This window comes from Paeniroseomonas aquatica (assembly GCF_030409335.1).
GTDB lineage: Bacteria > Pseudomonadota > Alphaproteobacteria > Acetobacterales > Acetobacteraceae > Belnapia > Belnapia aquatica.
The window spans coordinates 40,261-60,390 of record NZ_JAUFPN010000069.1 but is presented as its reverse complement, the minus strand read 5'-3'; the positions used below and the strand labels follow the sequence as shown (position 1 = coordinate 60,390).

At 74.1% G+C, this 20,130-nt stretch carries 17 protein-coding genes; 9 read left to right on the top strand and 8 right to left on the bottom strand.

The window, feature by feature from the left end; all coding sequences use genetic code 11:
* Positions 1-29 precede the first annotated feature (29 nt).
* On the bottom strand, positions 30-1,259 hold the full coding sequence (locus QWZ14_RS07615) for an aminotransferase class III-fold pyridoxal phosphate-dependent enzyme (RefSeq protein ID WP_290316024.1): 1,230 nt from the start codon (positions 1,257-1,259) through the stop codon (positions 30-32).
* 124 nt (positions 1,260-1,383) lie between these two features.
* Here QWZ14_RS07615 and QWZ14_RS07610 point away from each other — a divergent pair, with 124 nt between their 5' ends.
* Genes QWZ14_RS07610 through QWZ14_RS07600 form a run of 3 tightly spaced genes read left to right on the top strand, consistent with a single transcriptional unit; the run spans position 1,384 to position 5,521 of the window.
* A complete protein-coding gene (locus tag QWZ14_RS07610; RefSeq protein ID WP_290316022.1) occupies positions 1,384-2,874 on the top strand; it encodes an ABC transporter substrate-binding protein in 1,491 nt (496 codons plus the stop codon).
* Positions 2,875-2,879: 5 nt separating this feature from the next.
* Positions 2,880-5,165 (top strand): penicillin acylase family protein, encoded by a 2,286-nt coding sequence (locus QWZ14_RS07605; protein WP_290316021.1) that lies wholly within the window; start codon positions 2,880-2,882, stop codon positions 5,163-5,165.
* Complete coding sequence (locus tag QWZ14_RS07600) at positions 5,162-5,521, top strand: DUF427 domain-containing protein (protein WP_290316020.1); 360 nt, start codon at positions 5,162-5,164, stop codon at positions 5,519-5,521. The genes QWZ14_RS07605 and QWZ14_RS07600 overlap by 4 nt, the downstream gene beginning before the upstream one ends.
* A gap of 9 nt (positions 5,522-5,530) precedes the next feature.
* On the opposite strand, the gene QWZ14_RS07595 is transcribed toward QWZ14_RS07600, so the two are convergent.
* From QWZ14_RS07595 to QWZ14_RS07580, 4 genes are all read right to left on the bottom strand, one after another.
* The gene (locus QWZ14_RS07595) at positions 5,531-5,935 is read right to left on the bottom strand and encodes a tetratricopeptide repeat protein (RefSeq protein WP_290316019.1); all 405 of its coding nucleotides are present in this window, start codon (positions 5,933-5,935) and stop codon (positions 5,531-5,533) included.
* Between the two features lie 133 nt (positions 5,936-6,068).
* Positions 6,069-6,851: a class II aldolase/adducin family protein gene (locus QWZ14_RS07590; RefSeq protein ID WP_290316018.1), complete on the bottom strand. Its 783-nt coding sequence runs from the start codon at positions 6,849-6,851 to the stop codon at positions 6,069-6,071.
* A 62-nt stretch (positions 6,852-6,913) separates the two neighbouring features.
* The gene (locus QWZ14_RS07585; RefSeq protein WP_290316017.1) at positions 6,914-7,897 is read right to left on the bottom strand and encodes a hypothetical protein; all 984 of its coding nucleotides are present in this window, start codon (positions 7,895-7,897) and stop codon (positions 6,914-6,916) included.
* 9 nt (positions 7,898-7,906) lie between these two features.
* On the bottom strand, positions 7,907-8,749 hold the full coding sequence (locus tag QWZ14_RS07580; protein WP_290316016.1) for a sterol desaturase family protein: 843 nt from the start codon (positions 8,747-8,749) through the stop codon (positions 7,907-7,909).
* A 111-nt stretch (positions 8,750-8,860) separates the two neighbouring features.
* Here QWZ14_RS07580 and queA point away from each other — a divergent pair, with 111 nt between their 5' ends.
* The 3 genes from queA to queF are packed head-to-tail and all read left to right on the top strand — an operon-like array spanning position 8,861 to position 11,507.
* Positions 8,861-9,922 carry a tRNA preQ1(34) S-adenosylmethionine ribosyltransferase-isomerase QueA gene (gene queA, locus QWZ14_RS07575; protein ID WP_290316015.1) on the top strand — a complete coding sequence of 354 codons (1,062 nt, stop codon included), beginning with the start codon at positions 8,861-8,863 and terminating at the stop codon, positions 9,920-9,922.
* Positions 9,919-11,037, top strand: a complete 1,119-nt coding sequence (gene tgt / locus QWZ14_RS07570) for a tRNA guanosine(34) transglycosylase Tgt (protein ID WP_290316014.1) — start codon at positions 9,919-9,921, stop codon at positions 11,035-11,037. The genes queA and tgt overlap by 4 nt, the downstream gene beginning before the upstream one ends.
* Positions 11,034-11,507 carry a preQ(1) synthase gene (queF, locus tag QWZ14_RS07565; protein WP_290316013.1) on the top strand — a complete coding sequence of 158 codons (474 nt, stop codon included), beginning with the start codon at positions 11,034-11,036 and terminating at the stop codon, positions 11,505-11,507. Before tgt ends, queF begins: the two co-directional genes overlap by 4 nt.
* On the opposite strand, the gene ddpX is transcribed toward queF, so the two are convergent.
* Positions 11,489-12,073 (bottom strand): D-alanyl-D-alanine dipeptidase, encoded by a 585-nt coding sequence (ddpX, locus tag QWZ14_RS07560; protein ID WP_290316012.1) that lies wholly within the window; start codon positions 12,071-12,073, stop codon positions 11,489-11,491. The two genes, queF and ddpX, sit on opposite strands and share 19 nt — an antisense overlap.
* A 63-nt stretch (positions 12,074-12,136) precedes the next feature.
* Here ddpX and queG point away from each other — a divergent pair, with 63 nt between their 5' ends.
* Positions 12,137-13,168, top strand: coding sequence for a tRNA epoxyqueuosine(34) reductase QueG (queG, locus tag QWZ14_RS07555; RefSeq protein WP_290316011.1), 1,032 nt, complete (start codon positions 12,137-12,139; stop codon positions 13,166-13,168).
* Positions 13,165-13,866: a 7-cyano-7-deazaguanine synthase QueC gene (queC, locus tag QWZ14_RS07550; RefSeq protein ID WP_290316010.1), complete on the top strand. Its 702-nt coding sequence runs from the start codon at positions 13,165-13,167 to the stop codon at positions 13,864-13,866. The genes queG and queC overlap by 4 nt, the downstream gene beginning before the upstream one ends.
* Here the strand turns inward: queC and QWZ14_RS07545 are convergent.
* Both QWZ14_RS07545 and QWZ14_RS07540 read right to left on the bottom strand, forming a co-directional pair.
* The gene (locus QWZ14_RS07545) at positions 13,863-14,291 is read right to left on the bottom strand and encodes an OmpA family protein (RefSeq protein ID WP_290316009.1); all 429 of its coding nucleotides are present in this window, start codon (positions 14,289-14,291) and stop codon (positions 13,863-13,865) included. The genes queC and QWZ14_RS07545 overlap by 4 nt on opposite strands.
* Positions 14,288-15,514 carry a cupin domain-containing protein gene (locus tag QWZ14_RS07540; RefSeq protein ID WP_290316008.1) on the bottom strand — a complete coding sequence of 409 codons (1,227 nt, stop codon included), beginning with the start codon at positions 15,512-15,514 and terminating at the stop codon, positions 14,288-14,290. Before QWZ14_RS07540 ends, QWZ14_RS07545 begins: the two co-directional genes overlap by 4 nt.
* 307 nt (positions 15,515-15,821) lie before the next feature.
* Between QWZ14_RS07540 and QWZ14_RS07535 the strand changes: the two genes are divergently transcribed.
* Positions 15,822-20,130, top strand: a 4,309-nt coding sequence (locus tag QWZ14_RS07535) for an NAD-glutamate dehydrogenase domain-containing protein (protein ID WP_290316007.1), incomplete at its 3' end; no start/stop codon positions are given.

The following is a 20,130-nucleotide window of genomic DNA, read 5'->3' as shown; positions in this document are numbered from 1 at the left end:
GCCGTCACCCGATGGCGCCCGCCTCGGCGTCAGCCGATGGCCGCCGCCGCGGCGAAGCCGGCCTCCGCCGCCTGCAGCGCCAGGTCGATGTCGGCGGCGGTATGGGCGCAGCTCAGGAACATGTTGTGCTTGGGGTGGAAATAGGCGCCGGCCCGCAGCGCCGCGGCGCAGAAGGCATTGCCGCGGGCGAAGTCGGCATCGCCCTCGAACAGCATCAGCGGCATCTGCGCCGGGCCGGACTGGCGGATGGCCAGGCCATGCCGGGCGGCCCCCGCTTCGAAGCCGGCGCGCAGCCGCTCCCCCATCGCCCGCATGTGCGCGGGGCCATCGAGGCGGCGGAGCTCCGTCAGCGTCGCGAAAGCGGCGGCCATGGGCACCGCGGCGCACCAGAAGGAGCCGGTGGTGAAGATGCCGGCCGCGGCGTCCCGGAAGCGCTCGGCGCCGGTGACCGCCGAGAGGGCATGGCCATTGGCGATGGCCTTGCTCCAGGCCGCGAGGTCCGGGCGGATGCCCAGCGGCTCCCAGGAGCCGCCGAGGTCGAGGCGGAAGCCGGCGCGGACGTCATCCAGGATCAGCGCCGCGCCGGTCTGGTCGGCCAGTTCGCGCAGGCGCCGGGCGAAGGCGGGGTCGGGCATCTCCTGGTCGCGGCCGAGGTCGTGGCGGAAGGCGGCGACCAGGATGCCGGCGAGGTCGCCATCCGCCTGGTCGACGGCATTCTCCAGCGAGGCGATGTCGTTGTACTCGTAGTGCAGGACATGGGCGCGGTCCTCGGCGGTGACGCCGACGAGGGAGGGCGAGCACCAAGGGGCGGCGCCGTGGTAGCTGCCGCGGGCGGCGAGGATCTTGCGCCGGCCGGTGCCGGCCCGGGCGATGGTGACGCAGGCGGTGGTGGCGTCCGTCCCGTTCTTCTCGAACAGGCACCAGTCGGCGGCGGGGATCTGCGCCACCATGGCCTCGGCGAGCTCGACCAGCACCACGGCCGGGCCGTTCATGGCATCGCCTTGCGCTGCCTGGCGGGCGGCGGCTTCCTCCACCGCGGGGTTCCGGTGGCCGAGGACGATGGGGCCCCAGCTGCACATGAAGTCGATCACCGTGTGGCCGTCGACATCGGTCAGCCGGCAGCCCTCGGCGCGCTGGTAGTATTGCGGGTAGCCGGCGGGGAGCCGGGCGGCATCGAGATGGCCCCAGAGGCCGCCGGGGATGACGGCGCCGGCGCGGCGGCGGAGCGCGGCATCCCGCGAGTTGGGCAGCTGGTCCATGGTCGGTGCTCTCCGGAAGATGCCGCATGATGGCGCAGATCGGCCGGGCGGGGCAGCCGCCCCCCCTTGCCGCCCGCCGTCTATGCCGCGAGGCTGTCCCCCTGCCCGGGGGGGGGACTCCGCCATGCGCCGCCTGCTGCTTGCCCTGCTGCTGCTCGCCGCGCCGGCCGGGGCGGAGACGGTGCTGCGCATCGGCATCGCCAGCGACCCGGACGTGCTGGACCCGACCCTGTCGCGCAGCGTGGCCGGCCGGCAGGTCTTCGCCGGGCTCTGCGACAAGCTGCTCGACATCGACGAGAAGCTGGCCATCGTGCCGCAGCTCGCAACCGCCTGGCGCTGGGAGGCCGACGGCCTGGCCCTGGTGCTGGAGCTGCGCCCCGGCGTGCGCTTCCATGATGGGGCGGCGATGGATGCGGCGGCGGTGGTCGCGTCGCTGGAGCGGCACCTGAAGACCCCGGGCTCGACCCGGCGGGGCGAGCTGGGGCCGGTGCGGGCGGTGGAGGCGACCGGGCCGCTGACGGTGCGGATCGCGCTCAGCGAGCCCTTCGCGCCGCTGCTGGCAGCGCTGTCGGACCGGGCGGGGATGATCGTCTCGCCGCGCCAGGCGGGGGTGGTGGGGGCGGAATTCGCCCGGGCGCCGGCCTGCGCCGGGCCGTTCCGCTTCGTCCGCCGGGTGGCGCAGGACCGGATCGAGCTGGAGCGCTTTGCCGAGTATTGGGACGCGGGCCGCATCCATGTCGACCGGGTGGTCTACCGGCCGATCCCGGATACCACCGTGCGGGCAGCCAATCTGCGCGCCGGGCAGCTCGACATCATCGAGCGGGTGCTGCCGAGCGACATCGACGAGCTGCGGCGGGACCGGCGGGTGGCGGTGCGGCAGGTGGCGAGCCTCGCCAGCGTCTATATCGCGGTGAACATCGCCAATGGCCCGGCGGCCGAGAGCGCCATCGGCCGCGATGCGCGGCTGCGGGAGGCACTCGACCTGGCGATCGACCGGGAGGTGCTGAACCGGGTCGCCTTCGAGGGGCTGTACCTGCCGGGCAACCAATCGGTGCCGCCCGGGCATCCGCAGCATGTCGTGGCACTGCCGTCACCGGCCCGGGATCTGGCGCGGGCCAAGGCCTTGGTTCAGGCGATCGGCGGCCGGCCGCGGGTGCGGATGTCGGTGCCGAACACCACCGAATACGTCCAGGCGGCCGAGGTCATCCAGGCCATGGCGGCGGAGGCCGGGATCGAGCTGCAGCTGCAGGTGATCGAGGTTGCGACCCTGCTGCGGCAATGGACGGCGGGCGAGTTCGAAAGCCTGATCATCGCCTGGTCGGGGCGGGTAGACATCGACCAGAACCTCTGGGGCTTCAATGCCTGCGGCGAGGCGCTGAACGGCGGCAAGTACTGCAGTCCGGCGGTCGATGCGGCGCTGCGGGCGGGACGCTCCCAGGTGGCGCCGGAGGCCCGTCAGGCGGCCTATGCCGAGGCCATGCGCCTGCTGCTGGCGGGGCGGCCGTATATCTATTTGTGGCACCCCGTGTGGTTCTTCGGCACGGCGGCGAAGCTGCGGGGGCTGGCCCTGGTGCCGGATGGCTTGATCCGGCCGCAGGGAATCAAGGTGGAGTGAGGGTTATGATCGATCTCGCGGCGCATCTGCCGGAATTGGATGGCAGGCTGGAAGTGCCGGGGCTGGCGGCGCCGGTGACGGTGCAGCGGGATGCGCAGGGGGTGCCGCATATCCGGGCGGCGAGCGCGCATGACGCCTGGTTCGCGCTGGGCTTCGTGCATGCGCAGGACCGGCTGTTCCAGATGGACCTGACCCGGCGGCGTGCGACCGGGCGGGCGGCGGAATTCCTCGGCGCTACGGCCTTCGAGCAGGATGCGCTGTCGCGTCGGCTGGGCGTGGAGCGGGCCTCGCGCCGCGACTACGACGCCGCGGCACCGGAGACCCGGGCGATGCTCGACCGCTACGCGGCGGGGGTGAATGCGCTGATCGACAGCGCGACGCCGCGGCCGGTGGAATACGCGCTGCTGGATGCGGTGCCGGAGCGCTGGGAGGGCTGGCAGAGCATCGCGGTCATGCGGCGGCTCGGGCTGCTGATGGGCTCGGTCTGGTTCAAGCTGTGGCGGGCGGCGGCGCTGCCGGTGGTTGGCGCCGAGCAGGTGGGCAAGCTGCGCTACGACGACGGCGGGCTCGATGCGCTGATCATCCCGCCCGGGGTCGAGGCGAAGCGCTGGGAGGCGACGCTGGCCGAGCTGGCGCCGAGCATCGCCGCGCTGCTGGAGGCGGCGGCGCCGGATGCGGCGGGTGGCGGCAGCAACAACTGGGTGCTGGGCCCGAGGCGCAGCGACACCGGCCGGCCGGTGCTGGCGGGCGATCCGCACCGGGTCTTCGAGATCCCGAACATGTACGCCCAGCACCACATCGCCTGCGACGCCTTCGATGCCATCGGCCTGACCGTGCCCGGCGTGCCGGCCTTCCCGCATTTCGCCCACAACGGCAAGGTCGCCTGGTGCGTCACCCATGCCTTCATGGACCTGTTTGACCTCTTCGTGGAGCGTTTCGATGCCGGCGCGGCGCACTACCGCTTCCGCGGCGAATGGCGGCCGACGACGCGGCGGGAGGAGGAGATCGCGGTGCGCGGCGAGGCGCCGCGGCGGATCGCGGTGATCGAGACGCATCATGGCGCGGTCATCGCCGGCGATCCGGCCAGGGGTACCGCGCTGACGCTGCGCACCGTGCAGACGGCGGAGACCGACTTCTCCTTCGACTGCCTGCCGCGGCTGCTGCGCGCCGGCTCGGTCGAGGAGTTGTACGAGGCGACGCGCGGCTGGGGGCTGATCGACCACAATCTGGTTGCGGCCGATACCGCCGGGCATATCGGCCAGCTCGTCCGCGCCACCATGCCGCGGCGGCCGCGCGCCAATGGCTGGCTGCCGGTGCCGGGCTGGACCGGCGAGCACGAATGGGAGGGCTGGATTCCCTTCGAGGCCATGCCGCGGGTGATCGACCCGCCGGGCGGCGTCATCGTCACCGCTAACAACCGGGTCGTGGCCGACGACCACCCCGACTACCTCTGCACCGATTGCCACCCGCCCTACCGGGCCCGGCGCATCGCCGCGCTGATCGAGGCCGGGGCCTCCGGCACCGCGGCGGGGGCGGCGGTGATCCATGCCGACGTGCTTTCCCCGCATGCGGCGCTGCTGCGGGCGCGGCTGGCGGCGCTGCCCGGGCCGGCCGGGCCGGCGGCGGCGCTGCGGGATATGCTGCTCGGCTGGGACGGGCAGATGGAGGCGGGCAGCGAGGCGGCCGAGGGCTATGTCGCGCTGCGCCGGGCGCTGACCGCGGTGCTGGCCGAGCGGAGCGGGCTGGCGGCGCTGGCCGGGCAGCCCTACCTCTCGGTGGCGCCGGGGATCGTGCCGCTGAACCAGCTCTGGTGGTGCCTGCCGACCCTGCTGCGGAACGACGATGCCGCGCTGCTGGCGGGCTGGAGCTGGGACCAGGCGCTGGCCGAGGCGCTGCGGCGCGCGGCGGGGCCGCGGCGGCTCTGGGGGAGCGCGCATCAGCCGCGCTTCAGCCACCCGCTTTCGGCGCTGTTCCCGGAGGCCGGGCTCGACCCCGCCGCGCTGCCGCTGCCGGGGGATGGCGACACGGTGCAGGCCATCGGCCTGCTGCCCTCGGCCGGGACGGCGGCCACCTACGGGGCGCTGGCGCGCTATGCCTTCGACGTCGGGGACTGGGACAACAGCCTCTGGGCGGTGTTCCACGGCGTCTCCGGCCGTCCCGGCAGCCCGCACTACGCCGACCAGAACCCGGCCTGGTCCGCCTGCCGGATGGCGCCGATGCGGTATTCCTGGGCGCTGATCGCCCGGGAGGCGACCGCCACCCAGATCCTCGAACCAGGAGAGCCCGCATGAAGCTGCCAGGCCCCGACCACCCCATCAGCATCACGCCGACGCCGCAGCGGGTCCGCGTCCTGCTCGGCGGCCAGGTCGTCGCCGAGACGACGCGGGCGGTGACCCTGCAGGAGGCGAGCTACCCGCCGGTGCAGTACATCCCGCGCGCCGATGCGGCGATGGCGCTGCTGGATAAGACGCCGCGCAGCACCCATTGCCCCTACAAGGGCGATGCCAGCTACTACAGCATCGCCGCCGGCGGGACGCGGGCGGAGAACGCCGCCTGGAGCTACGAGGCCCCCTTCCCCGCCATGGCGGCGATCGAAGGCTACCTCGCCTTCTACCCGGACCGGGTGGACGCCATCGAGCTCGGCTGAGCCCCGGCCTCAGGCCCGGCGCGGCGGCGGGGCCTGCGCCGCGCGGACCGCGCCGCCCAGGGCGGCCATGGCCCGGCGCGGCTGCCCCGCGGCCAGTTCCTCCTTCGCCAGCCGCAGGCCGGAGAGCACCGTCTCCCGCGCCGGGGTCAGGCCTTCGTGGCTGATCAGGAGCCTGAGCTGGGTCTCGGCCAGGGCCAGGTTGAGCGCCGCCACCCTTCCGTGGTCGTCGCGCAGCGCATGGTCGGCGCCCAGCAGCAGCTCCAGCAGGTGCCGCGCCTCCTCCGAGCCGGGCGGCAGGGGCAGCAGGTGCGGGCTCGGCGGGTCGTGGTCGTGCCCGGGCCCCCGCGGCATGAAGGGCACCAGGCTGGCGCTGAAGATGTCGAGATAGGGATGTCCGACGGATGGTGTCGGCATGGTCGTCTGCCTCATCTGCGGCACGATGCCGCCACCGGACAGATTAGACCGCGGCGGCGGGACCGTGACGCATATCGATGTGAGGCGGGTTGAGACTCCGCAATGCCGCCGCCATGCGGCGGCCGGCGGGGTCCTATTCCTTGTAGTCGGGCTCCTTGCGGTCGAGGATCCGCTTCAGGGCGGCGAAGTGCCATTCGGCGTTCGACTTGCCGCCGTACTTCTGGCCGGAGGCCTTGAAGCTGGCGATGGTGCCGTCGACGACCTCCTGCGGCAGGTGGCGCAGCGGCTTGCCGGTCCACATGGCATAGAGCTGCACCTGGGCGACCCGCTCGATGTAGTAGAGCCGGTCATAGGCCTCGGCGACGGTGCGGCCGACGGTGGCGACGCCGTGGTTGGCCATGATGAGGATGGTCTTGTCGCCGATGACGCCGGCCAGGCGCTCGCCCTCGGAGGGGTCGAAGGCGAGGCCGGTATAGGTCAGGTCGTAGGCGGTGTTCATCATGGTGCCGAGCTCGGTCTGGCCGATCGGCAGGATGCGCGGGTCCTCGAGGCGCGAGAGGGCGCTGGTGAAGGGCATGTGGGTGTGGAAGACCGCGGCGGCGGTGGGCAGCGCCTTGTGCATCGGCGCATGGATGCAATAGGCGGAACGCTCGATCTCGCCCTCGCCGGCCCGGCGGGTGCCGTCGTAGCCGACCTCCATGAAGCAGCTGGCGGTGACCTCGGACCAATGGGTGCCGAAGGGAATCTGGTAGTAGCGGTCCTCGGCGCCGGGCACGCGCAGCGTCAGGTGGTTGAAGATGCCCTCGTGGAAGCCGTGCATGACCGCCAGGCGATGCGCGGCGGCGAGGTCGACGCGGGCCTGCCAGCGCTCATCGGCCAGGGCCAGGTCCTGCGGGGCAAGCGATTCCAACGGCATGGCAAGGCTCCTCGGATTTGCGTGCCGGGGATGCTAGGCCGATCCGCCGGAGGAGCAAGGAATTAACCGCAGCCCGGCGGGGCGACGCGGTCCTCCGCCCCGATCAGGGCGAAGCCGAAGGGCGCGGCCGCGGCCGGGTCGACGGTCACCACCACCGCGCGGGTATCGCCGTCGCCGGGCACCATCACCCGCATCAGGTTGGGCGCTTCCGGCGCCGGGTGGTCCTGCAGCCAGAAATGGCTGTCGCCATGCAGCAGCAGCACCGGCCGGCCGAAGGCGCGGGCGGCCCCGGCCAGGGCGGCGCGGGCGGCGAAATGGCCCGCGAACAGGCCGCGGCCGCAGCGGTCGCGGTAGTACATGTCCGCCTGCAGGGCGACGACCACGGCCCGGCTGCCGGCGGCGCTCGCGGCGGCGAAGCCGGCCTCGAGCCAGGCGCGGTTGGCGGCGTCGCGCGCCGGGTACTCGGCCGCGGCGCCGGGCGGCAGCGCCGGGTCGCGGTCGAGCGGCCGGTTGTTGTCGGACCCCGGCACGTGCAGGGTGAGGAAGGTGACGCCGTCCCTCTCCCAGCGGGCATTCTCGACGAAAAGCGCATGCGCCGGGTCGGCATCGGCCTGGCGGAGCAGCGGCATGCTCGCCTGGCCCAGGCTGCGCGGCTCGGCGAAGAAATGCTCGCGCAGCAGGCGGAGCCGGTCGAGCGGGTCCCAGCCGCCGGCGCGGGGCTGCCAGCAATCGGTCCATTCGTTGTCGCCGGGGGTATAGACCAGGGGCGCCGCGAGGCGGCCCATCCAGCCGGCGGTGCGGCCGATGATGATCGCGTCCGTGCAGGCCTCGGCGCCGCCCTTGGTGTCGCCGAGGAAGATGCTGAAGGCGGGGGCGGCGGCGTTGATGGTCCCGACCAGCGCCTCGACCCGGGCCAGCTCGCCGGCGCAGGCGGCCTCGTCCCGGCCGTTGCAATAGGGCATGTCGCCGAAGGCGACGAAGCGGAAGGGCTCGGCGTCGGCCGTGGCCGGCAGGGCAAGGAGCAGCAGGAGGAGGAATGCGCGCATGGGCCGAGCCTAGGCGCCGTCCTCCGGCCGGGCCAGTGACGATGCCGGGGCAGCGGGGCGGAAGGGCTGCAGCAGCATGCGGTCGAGCTGTAGCTCGGCCGGGTCGCGGAACTGCCCGATGCCGATGGTCAGGCCGAGCTGCCCCGCCCGCGGTTGCGCCCGGTAGGTGCCGAACAGCCGGTCCCACCAGGCAAGGTTGAAGCCGTAGTTGCTGTCGGTCTCCTCCCGCCGGATGGAATGGTGGATGCGGTGCATGTCGGGCGTGACGATGACCCGGCGCAGGGCCCGGTCGAGGCCGAGGGGCAGCCGGACGTTGCCGTGGCTGAACATGGCGGAGGCATTCAGCAGCACCTCGAAGGCCAGCACCGCCAGCGCCGGGACGCCGAGCGCCAGCACCACCGCCAGCTTGATGAGCATCGACAGGATGATCTCGAGCGGGTGGAAGCGGAGGCCGCTGGTGACGTCCAGCTCGAGATCGGCGTGGTGCATCCGGTGCAGCCGCCAGAGGATCGGCACCGCATGGAAGGCGACGTGCTGGGCATAGATCGCCAGGTCCAGCAGCAGCACCGAAAGCGGGATGGCGAGCCAGGCCGGCGCCCCCAGCAGCGGCAGCAGGCCCCAGCCGCGCGCCTCGGCCAGCAGCGCCAGCCCGACCGCGGCGGTGGGGAAGAGGATCCGCAGCAGGAGGGTATCGAGCAGGACGATGCCGAGGTTGCCCGGCCAGCGGCGGGCCCGGCCAATCGCCTGCGGCCGGCGCGGGGCGCGCCATTCCCACGCCGCCATCAGGGCGAAGACGCCGAGGAAGGCGCCGAGGCGGATCAGCGGTTCGGCCGGCAGGGCGATCTCGGGCATGGCGGGAAGATGGGGCGGCGGGGCCGTTCTGCCAGCGGCCGGCGCTGCCGGTCTGGCAGCGCCCCGGCGCCGCTGTTGCCTTATGGCCGCCGCCGCGCTACCGGCCCCCGCGTGTCCCCTCCCCTCCCGCTCCGCACCGACGATTTCGACTTCGAATTGCCCGAGGCGCTGATCGCCCAGGCCCCGGCCCGGCCGCGCGACGCGGCGCGGCTGCTGGTGGTCGGCGGCGCGGCGCCCGAGGACCGGGTCATGCGCGACCTGCCGGGGCTGCTGCGGCCCGGCGACATCCTGGTGGTGAACGATACCAAGGTGATCCCGGCGCGGCTGCGTGGCCGCCGCGGCGAGGCGGCGGTCGAGATCATGCTCAACCGCAACGAGGGCGGCGGGATCTGGGAGGCGCTGGTGCGCAACGCCCGCCGGCTGCGGCCGGGCGATGCGGTGGCGATCGAGGGCACGGATCTCTCCGCCCGGGTGCTGGAGCGGCTGGAGGGCGGCACGGTGCGGCTGGACTTCGGCCCCGACCCGGCGCGGCTGGCCGAGGCGCTGGAGCAGGCAGGGGAGATCCCCCTGCCCCCCTATATCGCCCGTCCGGACGGGCCGCGGCCGGAGGACAAGGCGGATTACCAGGCGCTCTTCGCCGCCCGCCCCGGGGCGGTGGCGGCACCGACCGCCAGCCTGCATTTCACCCCGGGCCTGGTCGCGGCGCTCGAGGCGCGCGGCGTGGGCCGGGCGACCGTGACGCTGCATGTCGGCGCCGGGACCTTCCTGCCGATGCGGGCGGAGGATCCGCGCAGCCACAGGCTGCACCCGGAGTGGGGCGAGGTGACGGCGGCAGCGGCCTCGGCCATCGCCACGGCGCGGGCCGCCGGCGGCCGGGTGGTGGCACTCGGCACCACCGCGCTGCGGCTGCTGGAGGCGGCGGCCGCGGCGGATGGGGCGGTGGCGCCCTTCCGCGGGCTGACCGACATCTTCCTGCTGCCGGGGCACCGCTTCCGCAGCGCCGACCTGCTGCTGACCAATTTCCACCTGCCGCGCAGCACGCTGTTCATGCTGGTCTCGGCCTTCGCCGGCACCGCGCGGATGCGGGCCGCCTACGAACATGCCATCGCCGAGGGCTACCGCTTCTACAGCTACGGCGACGGCAGCCTGCTGCACCGCGAGGATCTGGCGTGACCCTGCATTGGACCCGACTGGCCGAGGATGGCGCCGCCCGCGCCGGGGTGCTGCAGACCGCGCATGGCCCGGTGGAGACGCCGGTCTTCATGCCGGTCGGCACCGCCGGCACGGTGAAGGCGATGACCGCCGATGCGGTGCGCGCCACCGGCGCGCGCATGGTGCTGGGCAATACCTACCACCTGATGCTGCGCCCCGGCGCCGAGCGCATCGCCCGGCTCGGCGGGCTGCACCGCTTCATGGACTGGCAGGGGCCGATCCTGACCGACAGCGGCGGCTACCAGGTGATGAGCCTGTCCGAGCTGCGGACCATGGATGCCGACGGCGTCACCTTCCGCAGCCACCTGGACGGCAGCAAGCACCGGCTGACGCCGGAGCGCAGCATCGAGATCCAGCACCTGCTCGGCGCCGACGTGACCATGTGCTTCGACGAATGCACGCCCTTCCCGGCGACGGAGGAGCAGGCGGCGACCTCGATGCGGCTGTCGATGCGCTGGGCGGCGCGGTCCCGCCAGGCCTTCGTCCCGCGCGAGGGGCATGGGCTGTTCGGGATCGTCCAGGGCAGCACCTTTCCCGCGCTCCGGGCCGAGAGCGTCACGGCGCTGACCGCGGTGGGCTTCGAGGGCTATGCGGTGGGCGGGCTCGCCGTCGGCGAGGGTCAGGCGGCGATGTTTGCGACGCTTGACGTCACCACACCGCTGCTGCCGCGGGAGGCGCCGCGCTACCTGATGGGGGTCGGCACGCCGGCCGACCTGGTGGGCGCCGTCGCGCGGGGGATCGACATGTTCGACTGCGTCATCCCGACCCGCTCGGGCCGCACCGGCCGCGCCTATACCAGCCGCGGCGTGCTCAACATGCGGAACGCCCGGCATGCCGACGACGGCGGGCCGATCGACCCTGCCTGCGGCTGCCCGGCCTGCGCCCGACATTCCCGGGCCTATGTCCACCATCTGCTGAAGGCGGAGGAGATGCTCGGCCCGATGCTGCTGACCTGGCATAATATTCAGTATTATCAGGACCTGATGCGCGGGGTTCGGCAGGCCATATTGGCCGGGGGCTTCGCGGCGCATGCGGCGGCGCTCGCTGCGGCCTGGGCACCGGAGGCGACGGAATGAGCGGCGAAGCGACGACCGATACCAGCGGCCTGACCCTGCTCGGGCACGGCGCCGCGCTGCCGGCCAGCCCGGAGGCGGCGACGCTCGAGCGGGTGCCGAACCCGCATCTGGGGTACCGCTACTGCGTGCGCTTCACCGCGCCGGAATTCACCAGCCTCTGCCCCATGACGGGACAGCCGGATTTCGCCCATCTGGTGATCGACTACGTGCCCTCGGATTGGCTGGTCGAGAGCAAGTCGCTGAAGCTCTACCTCGGCGCCTTCCGCAACCATGGCGCCTTCCATGAGGCCTGCACGGTCGCCATCGCCCGGCGGCTGGTGGAGGAACTCTCGCCGGTCTGGCTGCGGATCGGCGGCTACTGGTACCCGCGCGGCGGCATCCCGATCGACGTCTTCTGGCAGTCCGGCGCGGCGCCCGAGGGGGTCTGGGTGCCGGACCAGGGCGTGCCGCCCTACCGCGGCCGGGGCTGACCACTGGGCTGAGGATCCATCGGGCCTTCGGGCACGTCGGCGGCCCAGAGCTGCGGGACATGGCCCTGGCCGGGCAGCTCGTAATGCCACCACTCGGACTCGATATGCGCCCAGCCGCTGGCCGCCATGATGCCGAGCAGCAGGGCGCGGTGGCGGATGGCTTCCGCCGGCAGATCCAGCGAAGCTTGGGCGGATTGCGGCACTCCGGCGTCGAAGCCGGTGCCCATCTCCAGCGCCGCACCGGTGAGCGCATCGGCCAGGGTCAGGTCCACCGCTACCCCGCGCGGATGCATCCCCGAGCCATCACGCGGGTCGGCGACGAAGACCGGGTCCGGCAGCGCCCGCCACAGCGCCCATTGCGCATCCAGTGGGCGGAAGGCGTCGAAGACGCGGAGCTTCAGGCCGAGCGGCCGGGCGCGGGCCACCGCCGCCAGCAGGGCGGCATGCGCCACCGGGTGCAGCAGCGCCACCGGGCGGTGGTAGATCGGCTGGCCGGTGAGGTTGTCCGCCGTCGCATAGCGGAGATCGAGCAGGACGCCATGGTTCTCGGTCACGGGCAGGAGCATGGGACCGGTCTAGCTTGGAACCGACGGGTCCGCATCCGGCCCCGGGGGTGCTAGAAGCGCGCCGTGGACATCATCGCCAGCATCCGGGCCGAGGCGCTTCGCCTCGGCTTCAGCAGCATCGGCTTCACCGAGGCCCGGCTGCCGCCCGAGGCCAGGGCGCGGCTCGACGCCTTCCTCGCCGCCGGGATGCAGGGCGAGATGGGCTGGCTGGCGGACCGCGCGGCGCAGCGGGCACAGCCGAAGGCGCTCTGGCCGGAGGCGGTGAGCGTCATCTCGCTCGGGCTGAACTACGGGCCGGAGGAGGACCCGCTGGCGGTGCTGGCACAGCGGGAGCGCGCCAGCATCAGCGTCTATGCCCGCAACCGGGACTACCATGAGCTGGTGAAGTCGCGGCTGAAGGCGCTCGCCCGCTGGCTGCTGGCGCAGCAGGGCGGGGAGCTCAAGGTCTTCGTCGATACCGCCCCGGTGCTGGAGAAGCCGCTGGCGCAGCAGGCGGGCCTCGGCTGGCAGGGCAAGCACACCAACCTGGTCAGCCGCGAATTCGGCTCCTGGCTCTTCCTCGGCGAGATCTACACCACCCTCGCGCTGCCGCCCGCCGCGCCCGAGACCGACCATTGCGGCAGCTGCCGCGCCTGCCTCGACAGCTGCCCGACCGACGCCTTCCCGGCGCCCTACCGGCTGGATGCGCGGCGCTGCATCAGCTACCTCACCATCGAGCACCGCGGACCGATCCCCGAGGAGCATCGGGTCGCCATGGGCAACCGCATCTATGGCTGCGACGACTGCCTGGCGGTCTGCCCCTGGAACAAATTCGCCGCCGCGCACAGCGAGCCGGCCTTCGCCCCGCGCGCCAGCCTCGACGCGCCACGGCTGGCGGAGCTGGCGATGCTGGACGATGCGGGCTTCCGGGCGCTGTTCACCGCCAGCCCGGTCAAGCGCATCGGCCGCGACCGCTTCGTGCGCAACGTGCTGGTGGCGATCGGCAATTCGGCGTCGCCGGCGCTGCGGGCGACGGCCCAGGCGCTGGCCGAGGATCCCGACCCGGTGGTGGCCGAGGCGGCCCGCTGGGCCGCAGGACGATTGGAGACGGCATGAGCGAGAGCGCATTGGTCCTGTTCAGCGGCGGCCAGGATTCCGCCACCTGCCTCGCCTGGGCGCTGGACCGCTTCGGGCGGGTGGAGACGCTCGGCTTCGACTACGGCCAGCGGCACCGGGTGGAGCTGGAATGCCGGGCGGTCTTCCGCGACCGGATCGCGGCCGCCTTCCCCGCCTGGGCGGCGAAGTTGGGGGAGGATCACAGCCTGCCGCTCGAGGCGCTGCGGGCGGTCTCGGATACCGCCCTGACGCGCGATACCGCGATCGAGATGGGCGCGCATGGCCTGCCCAATACCTTCGTGCCGGGGCGGAACCTCATTTTCATGACCTTCGCCGCGGCGCTGGCCTACCGCCGCGGCCACAAGCACCTGGTGACCGGCGTCTGCGAGACGGACTACTCCGGCTACCCCGATTGCCGCGACGATACGATGAAGGCGCTGCAGGTCGCGCTGAACCTCGGCATGGAAAAGCGTTTCGTTATCCACACGCCGCTGATGTGGCGGGACAAGGCGGCGACCTGGGCGCTGGCCGAGGCGCTGGGCGGCACGGCGCTGGTCGAGGCCGTGCTCGAGGATACCCACAGCTGCTACCTCGGCGACCGCAGCCAGCGGCATCCCTGGGGCTATGGCTGCGGCCGCTGCCCGGCCTGCGACCTCAGGCGCCGCGGCTGGGAGGCCTGGCGGGCGGCGGCCGCCTAGGGCGGCAGCAGCACCACCGTCACGCTGCGCTCGACCGGGACCGCGCCGCGGGCGAAGGCGGCGCGGCGGGCCTCGGCGCGGATGCGGTCGCGCTCCACCCCGAGCTTGGCCAGCAGCGTGGCGACCGCCCCGGCCCGGCGCGCCGCCAGGGCGGTGCCGGCCTGCGCCCCGCCCTCCTGCGCCCCGGCATGGCCGAGGACGCAGACCATGCGGTCCGGTGACTGCTTCGCCCGCTCGGCCGCGGCCGCCAGGTTGGCCCGGGCGCCCTCGCCCGGCGTCGCCGCGCCGCGGTCGAAGGGGATGGCGAAGGCATCCTCCTCCAGCTGCTCGGCGCCGACGCAGGTGAAGGGCCGCGGCTGCGCCCCGGCCCGGCCGGGCAGCAGCAGCGCGACGGCCAGCGGCCCGGCCAGCAGGAAGGGGATCATGCCGCCACCAGCAGCCCGGCGTCCTGCAGCCGGCCGAGCAGGCCGGCGGCATCGACGCCGGGATGGGCTTCCGCCAGCTCGGCCGCGGTCACCTCCGGCCGGGCCAGCAGCCAGCCGGCGGCCTCCACCTCCGCGCCGGCCAGCGGCAGGCTTCCCTGCGCCGTCTTCAGCATCCAGTCGGCGCCGCGGCGGACCGGCCTGGCGCCGACCGCCAGCACCCGCCAGGCCGGCGCCTCGGCGTCCCCGGCCCCGACCGCGGTCCCGGCAGGCGCGATCCCCCGCGCCGCCAGCAGGTCGTTGCCGCCGCGGCTGAAGCGGTAGTCGGCGACGAAGCGCTCCAGCACCTCCATCACCCGGGGCTCCCGGCAGAGCTCAGCCAGCCGCTGGCCGAGCGCCCCGGCCCGGCTGGTGAGGGCGAAGCGGGCGGCGGCGCTGCCGTCCTGGCGCGGCAGCGGCTTGCGGAATTCGGCATCATACAGCGCCCGCTCCAGCAGCATGTTCAACAGGTCCATCCCGAGCGGCGCATGCACCCCATAGGCGATGTGCACAGAGGCCGGGGCCTCCGCCAGGGCGTCGTGGTACCAGCCGCGCGGCAGGTAGAGCAGGTCGCCGGGCTGCATCAGCACCCGCTCGCGCAGCCGGCCCTTGGCCTGCTCGTGCTGCGCCTGCGGCTGGTTGCGGAAGACCGGATGCGCCAGCGGCCAGTCGGCGCGGCCCTCCCAGAGGTTCCAGGTCTTCTCGCCCTCCACCTGCACCGCCCAGACCTCATGCGTGTCGTAGTGGGCGGGGAAGGCCTTGTGGCTTTTCCAGGAGACGTAGACGTTGCCCTGGGCCTTGCCGAGCCCGGCGCCCTCGAGCGCGGCGGAGACGGCGGCGAGGCCGGGGGTGAGGCTGTCGACGTCGTTCATGACGACGGAGGCGCCGCGCCGCACCCAGTCCCGCACCTTGGCGGCCTCGGGCTGCAGCACCGGCGCATTGTCCCGGCTGGTGGCGCGGCCGCAGTACTGCTCCGGCGGGACCGGGGTGCCGTCCATCACCAGCTGCAGCGAATGGCCGGACCAGATGTGGGTCATGTCCAGCAGCCGGTTGAGCTGGCGCCAGGACAGGACCTGGGCGAACTTGGCCGGGCCGCCGCGGACGTGCATCGGCTTGCGGTCATGGTATTCGGCAAAGAACTGCTCCGGCGTGACCGGGGCGAGCAGATCGGCGAGGGTCAGGGTCATGGCCGCCCCTTGTAGCAGACCGGCGCCCCCGTGGGGACGGGCGGCACGGCCGGCCGGGGCGGGGACTCGGGCTGGGCATCGGGACATCCTGCGCTCGGCCGGGACCCCGGGCCCGGGGTGGCATCATCCGGGAAAATTAAACATCCCCCAGGGAAAAGCAATCAATGATAGCGGGTCCCGGCGCCGTGGCGGCGCTGTGGCCTGGGGCCGCGGTGCCGGGGCCGGGCCCAGCGGGCCAGTCCGCCCTTGCCCCTGCCCCGGCTTCCCGCGAAGGATGCCGCCACGACAGCGCAGGGGGATGCGACCGATGACCGAGCCGGGGCTGGACGAGCCGGGGCGGCTGGAGCTGCTGCACCTCGCCGAGGAAGCGCTGCGGCGACTGGCCCCGACCCTGCCGCCGGACGCCGCCGCGCTGCTGCGCCGGCTGCAGGCCGCGGTCCCGACCGCCGAGCTCGCCTCGCCCGAGGCGATGGCCGCCGGCGCCGCCAGCCTCTTCGCCCTGGCCCAGGACCGCCCCGCCGGCGTCACCCGGCTGCGGCTGCTGCCGCCCGGGCCCGGCCAGGGCGCCCATGCGGTCGCCGAGGTCGTCACCGACGACATGCCCTTCCTGGTGGACAGCCTGCTCGGCGCCCTGGCCCGCCAGGGCCGGGTGGTGCGGCAGCTGCTGCATCCCGTGGTCGCGGTGCGGCGGGATCCGGCCGGACGCCTGCTGGCGCTCGGGGATGCGCCCGGCGCCGTGCTCGAGAGCATGATGCGCGTCACCCTGGACGCCGCCCCGGCGGCGATGCTGCCGGGCACCGCGGCGGCGGCGCCGGAGGACTGGCCGGCGCTGCAGGAGTCGCTGGCGAGGGCCCTGGCCGATACCCGCATCGCGGTCGCCGACTTCCCCGCCATGGCCGCCGTGCTGCGCCGGGCCGAGGCGGAGGTGACGCCGCCGGCGGCGGAGCCCGGCGCGGTGGAGTTCCTGCGCTGGCTCGCCGAGGATAATTTCGTGCTGCTCGGCCATCGCCGCCTGGCGCTGGCCCCGGGTGGCGGCATCGCCGCGGTGCCGGCGGAGGATCTCGGCCTGCTGCGCGACCCCGCCCTGCCGGTCTTCGACGTGCTGCGCGACCTCACCACCCTGCCGCCGCGGCTGCGCGACGCCCTGGCGGCGGCGCCGGCGGTCAGCGTCGCCAAGGCGAACATGCGCAGCACGGTGCACCGGCCGCAGCACGCCGACGTGGTGGTGACCCATATCCATGGGCCGGACGGGCGGGTGACCGGGGTCCGCCTCTTCCTCGGCCTCTTCGCCGCCAGCGCCTACAACCGCAACCCGCGCAGCATCCCGCTGCTGGCGGAGAAGGTGGCCCGCATCCTTGCCGCCGCCGGCTACGACCCGGAGGCGCACGACGGCCGGGCGCTGCGCAACATCCTCGACACCTGGCCGCGCGACGAGCTGTTCCAGGCGGAGGAGGCCGAGATCCTGGCGGCGGCGCGGCGGGCGCTCGACCTGCAGATCCGCCCGCGCCCGGCGCTGGTGCTGCGCCGCGACCCCTTCGGCCGCTTCGTCTCGGCCATCGCCTGGCTGCCGCGCGACACCTTCGACACCCGGCTGCGGGAGAAGGTGGGGGCGATGCTGGCGCGGGCCTTCGAGGGGCGGCTGAGCGCCTGGTACGTCGCGCTCGGCGATGCGCCGCTGGCGCGGGTCCACTACATCATCGGCACCGACCCGGCGCGGCCCGACCAGGTGCAGGCCGCGGCGCTGGAGGCCGCCGTCGCCCAGGCCGCCCGCGGCTTCCAGGACCGGCTGGCCGAGGCGCTGGTGGCCGAGCGCGGCGAGGCCGCGGCGGCCACCGCCCTGGCCCGCTGGCGCGACGCCTTCCCCGCCGCCTACCGCGAGGCCGCGACCGGCGCCGAGGGCGCCGCCGACCTGGCCCTGGCGGAGGGCGCCCTGGCCGAGGCCCGGCCGGCGGCCTCGCTGCGGCACCAGCCGGGCACCGAGGGGCTGGTGCTGCGGCTGGTCAATCCCGGCGGGCCGCTGCCCCTGGCCGATGCCCTGCCGCTGTTCGAGAGCCTGGGCCTCAGGGCGATCGAGGAGGTGCCGCACCGGCTGGCCCCGGCCGGCGCCCCGCCCGCGGTGCTGCACGTCTTCGCCCTGATGCCGGCGGCGCCGGTGGCCGAGGACCGCTTCCCCGCCGTGCTGGAGGCGCTGGCCGCGCTGCTGGAAGGCCGGGCCGAGGCGGATGGCTTCAACCGGCTGGTGCTGCAGGCCGGGCTCGACTGGCGGGAATGCTGGCTGCTGCGCGCCCTGTACCGCTGGCTGAAGCAGGTCGGCTTCGGCTTCGCCCAGGCCAGCGTGGAGGCGGCGCTGGCCGCCCAGCCCCGGGCGGCGCGGCTGCTGGTCGACCTCTTCCATGCCCGCTTCGACCCGGACCGCCCGCGCGGCGCCGAGGGTGCCATGCAGCAGGCCTGGGACGAGGTGCTGGCGGCGGTCGAGAGCCCGGACGAGGACCGCATCCTGTCGCGCCTGCACCGGCTGCTCGGCGCCCTGCTGCGGACCAACTACCACCTGGGCAAGCCCTACCTCGCGCTGAAGATCGACAGCGCCGCCGCCGGCGAGATGCCCAGCCCCCGGCCCTGGCGGGAGATCTTCGTGCATTCGCCGCGGATGGAGGGCGTGCACCTGCGGGCCGGGCCGGTGGCCCGCGGCGGCATCCGCTGGTCCGACCGGCGGGAGGACTTCCGCACCGAGATCCTCGGGCTGATGAAGGCCCAGCGGGTGAAGAACGTCGTCATCGTGCCGACCGGCGCCAAGGGCGGCTTCGTGCTGAAGCACGTCCCGGCCGAGCGCGAGGCCTTCCAGGCCGAGGGCGTCGCCTGCTACCGCATCCTGGTGCAGGGGCTGCTCGACATCACCGACAACCTTAGCGAGGCCGGGGTGATCCCGCCTTCCCGGGTGGTGCGGCGGGACGGCGACGACCCCTACATGGTCGTCGCCGCCGACAAGGGCACCGCCACCTTCTCCGACATCGCCAACGGGCTGGCGGCCGACTACGGCTTCTGGCTCGATGATGCCTTCGCCAGCGGCGGCTCGGCCGGCTACGACCACAAGGGCATGGGCATCACCGCCCGCGGCGCCTGGGTGATGGTGGCGCGCCACTTCGCCGAGCTGGGCCACGACATCCTCGCCGAGGATTTCACCTGCGCCGGGGTCGGCGACATGTCCGGCGACGTCTTCGGCAACGGGCTGCTGGTCAGCCGGCGCACGAAGCTGGTTGCCGCCTTCGACCACCGCCACATCTTCCTCGACCCCTCGCCCGATCCGGCGGCGAGCTTCGCCGAGCGGGCCCGGCTGTTCGCCCTGCCGCGCTCCTCCTGGGCCGACTACGACCCGGCGCGCCTCTCGCCCGGCGGCGGCATCTTCCCCCGCAGCCAGAAGTCCATCCCGGTCTCGCCCGAGGTGCGGGCGCTGCTTGGGCTGGAGGCGGAGCGGCTGGAGCCGGCGGCGCTGATCCAGGCCATCCTGCGGGCGCCGGTCGACCTGCTCTACTTCGGCGGCATCGGCACCTATGTGAAGTCCAGCGGCGAGAGCCAGGCCGAGGCCGGCGACCGGGCCAATGACGCGGTCCGGATCGATGGCCGGGAGGTGCGGGCCAGGGTGGTGGGCGAAGGCGCCAACCTGGCGGTGACCCAGGCCGGGCGGGTGGAGATCGCGGTCGCCGGCGGCCGGCTCAATACCGATGCGCTCGACAATTCCGCCGGCGTCTCCACCAGCGACCACGAGGTGAACATCAAGATCCTGCTGGCCGATGCCGAGGCCTCGGGGGCGCTGACGCGGACCCAGCGGGATGCCCTGCTGGCGGCGATGACCGAGGAGGTCGGCCGGCTGGTGCTGCGCGACAACGCGCAGCAGGCGCTCGCCATCAGCCTCGAGGAACGCGCCGGCGCGGCCGCGCTGCCGGCCCAGGCGGCGCTGATGCTGCGGCTCGAGGCGGCGGGCGTGCTGGACCGCTCGGTCGCCGGCTTGCCCGATGCCGCGGCGCTGGCGGCCCGCATTGCCGCCGGCGAGGCGCTCACCCGGCCCGGGCTCTGCGCCCTGCTGCCACTCGCCAAGCTGTGGTTGACCGAGGCGATCGAGGCCAGCGACCTGCCGGACGACCCGGGCTTCGCGCCGCTGCTGACCGCCTATTTCCCGGCCGAGCTGGGCGAGCGCTTCCCGGCGCTGATCGCCCGCCACCGGCTGCGGCGCGAGCTGGTGGCCACCGCCATCGCCAACGAGGTCGCCAACCGGCTGGGCTGCGCCGGGCTGGGCCGGCTGGCGGCGGCGGCCGTGCCGGCGGCGGCGGCGCGGGCGGCCTGGCTCGCCGGCGCGCTGTCCGGCCTGCCGGCGCTGGCCGATGCGGTCGATGCGGCCCCTGCCCCGGCCGAGGCCCGCTTCGACCTGCTGCTGGTCCTGCGGCGGCTGCAGGAGGAGGCGGCACTCGGCCTGCTGGCGGCGCCGCAGCCGCTGGCGGCAGCGCTCGCCGCGCTGCAGCCGGGGATCGCCGCGCTGGTTGCCGCCGGCGAGGCGGACCAGGCCGCGCCGGAATGGCGGGAGGCCGGCCTGCCCGCCGCGGCGGTGGCCCTGGCGGCGGCGG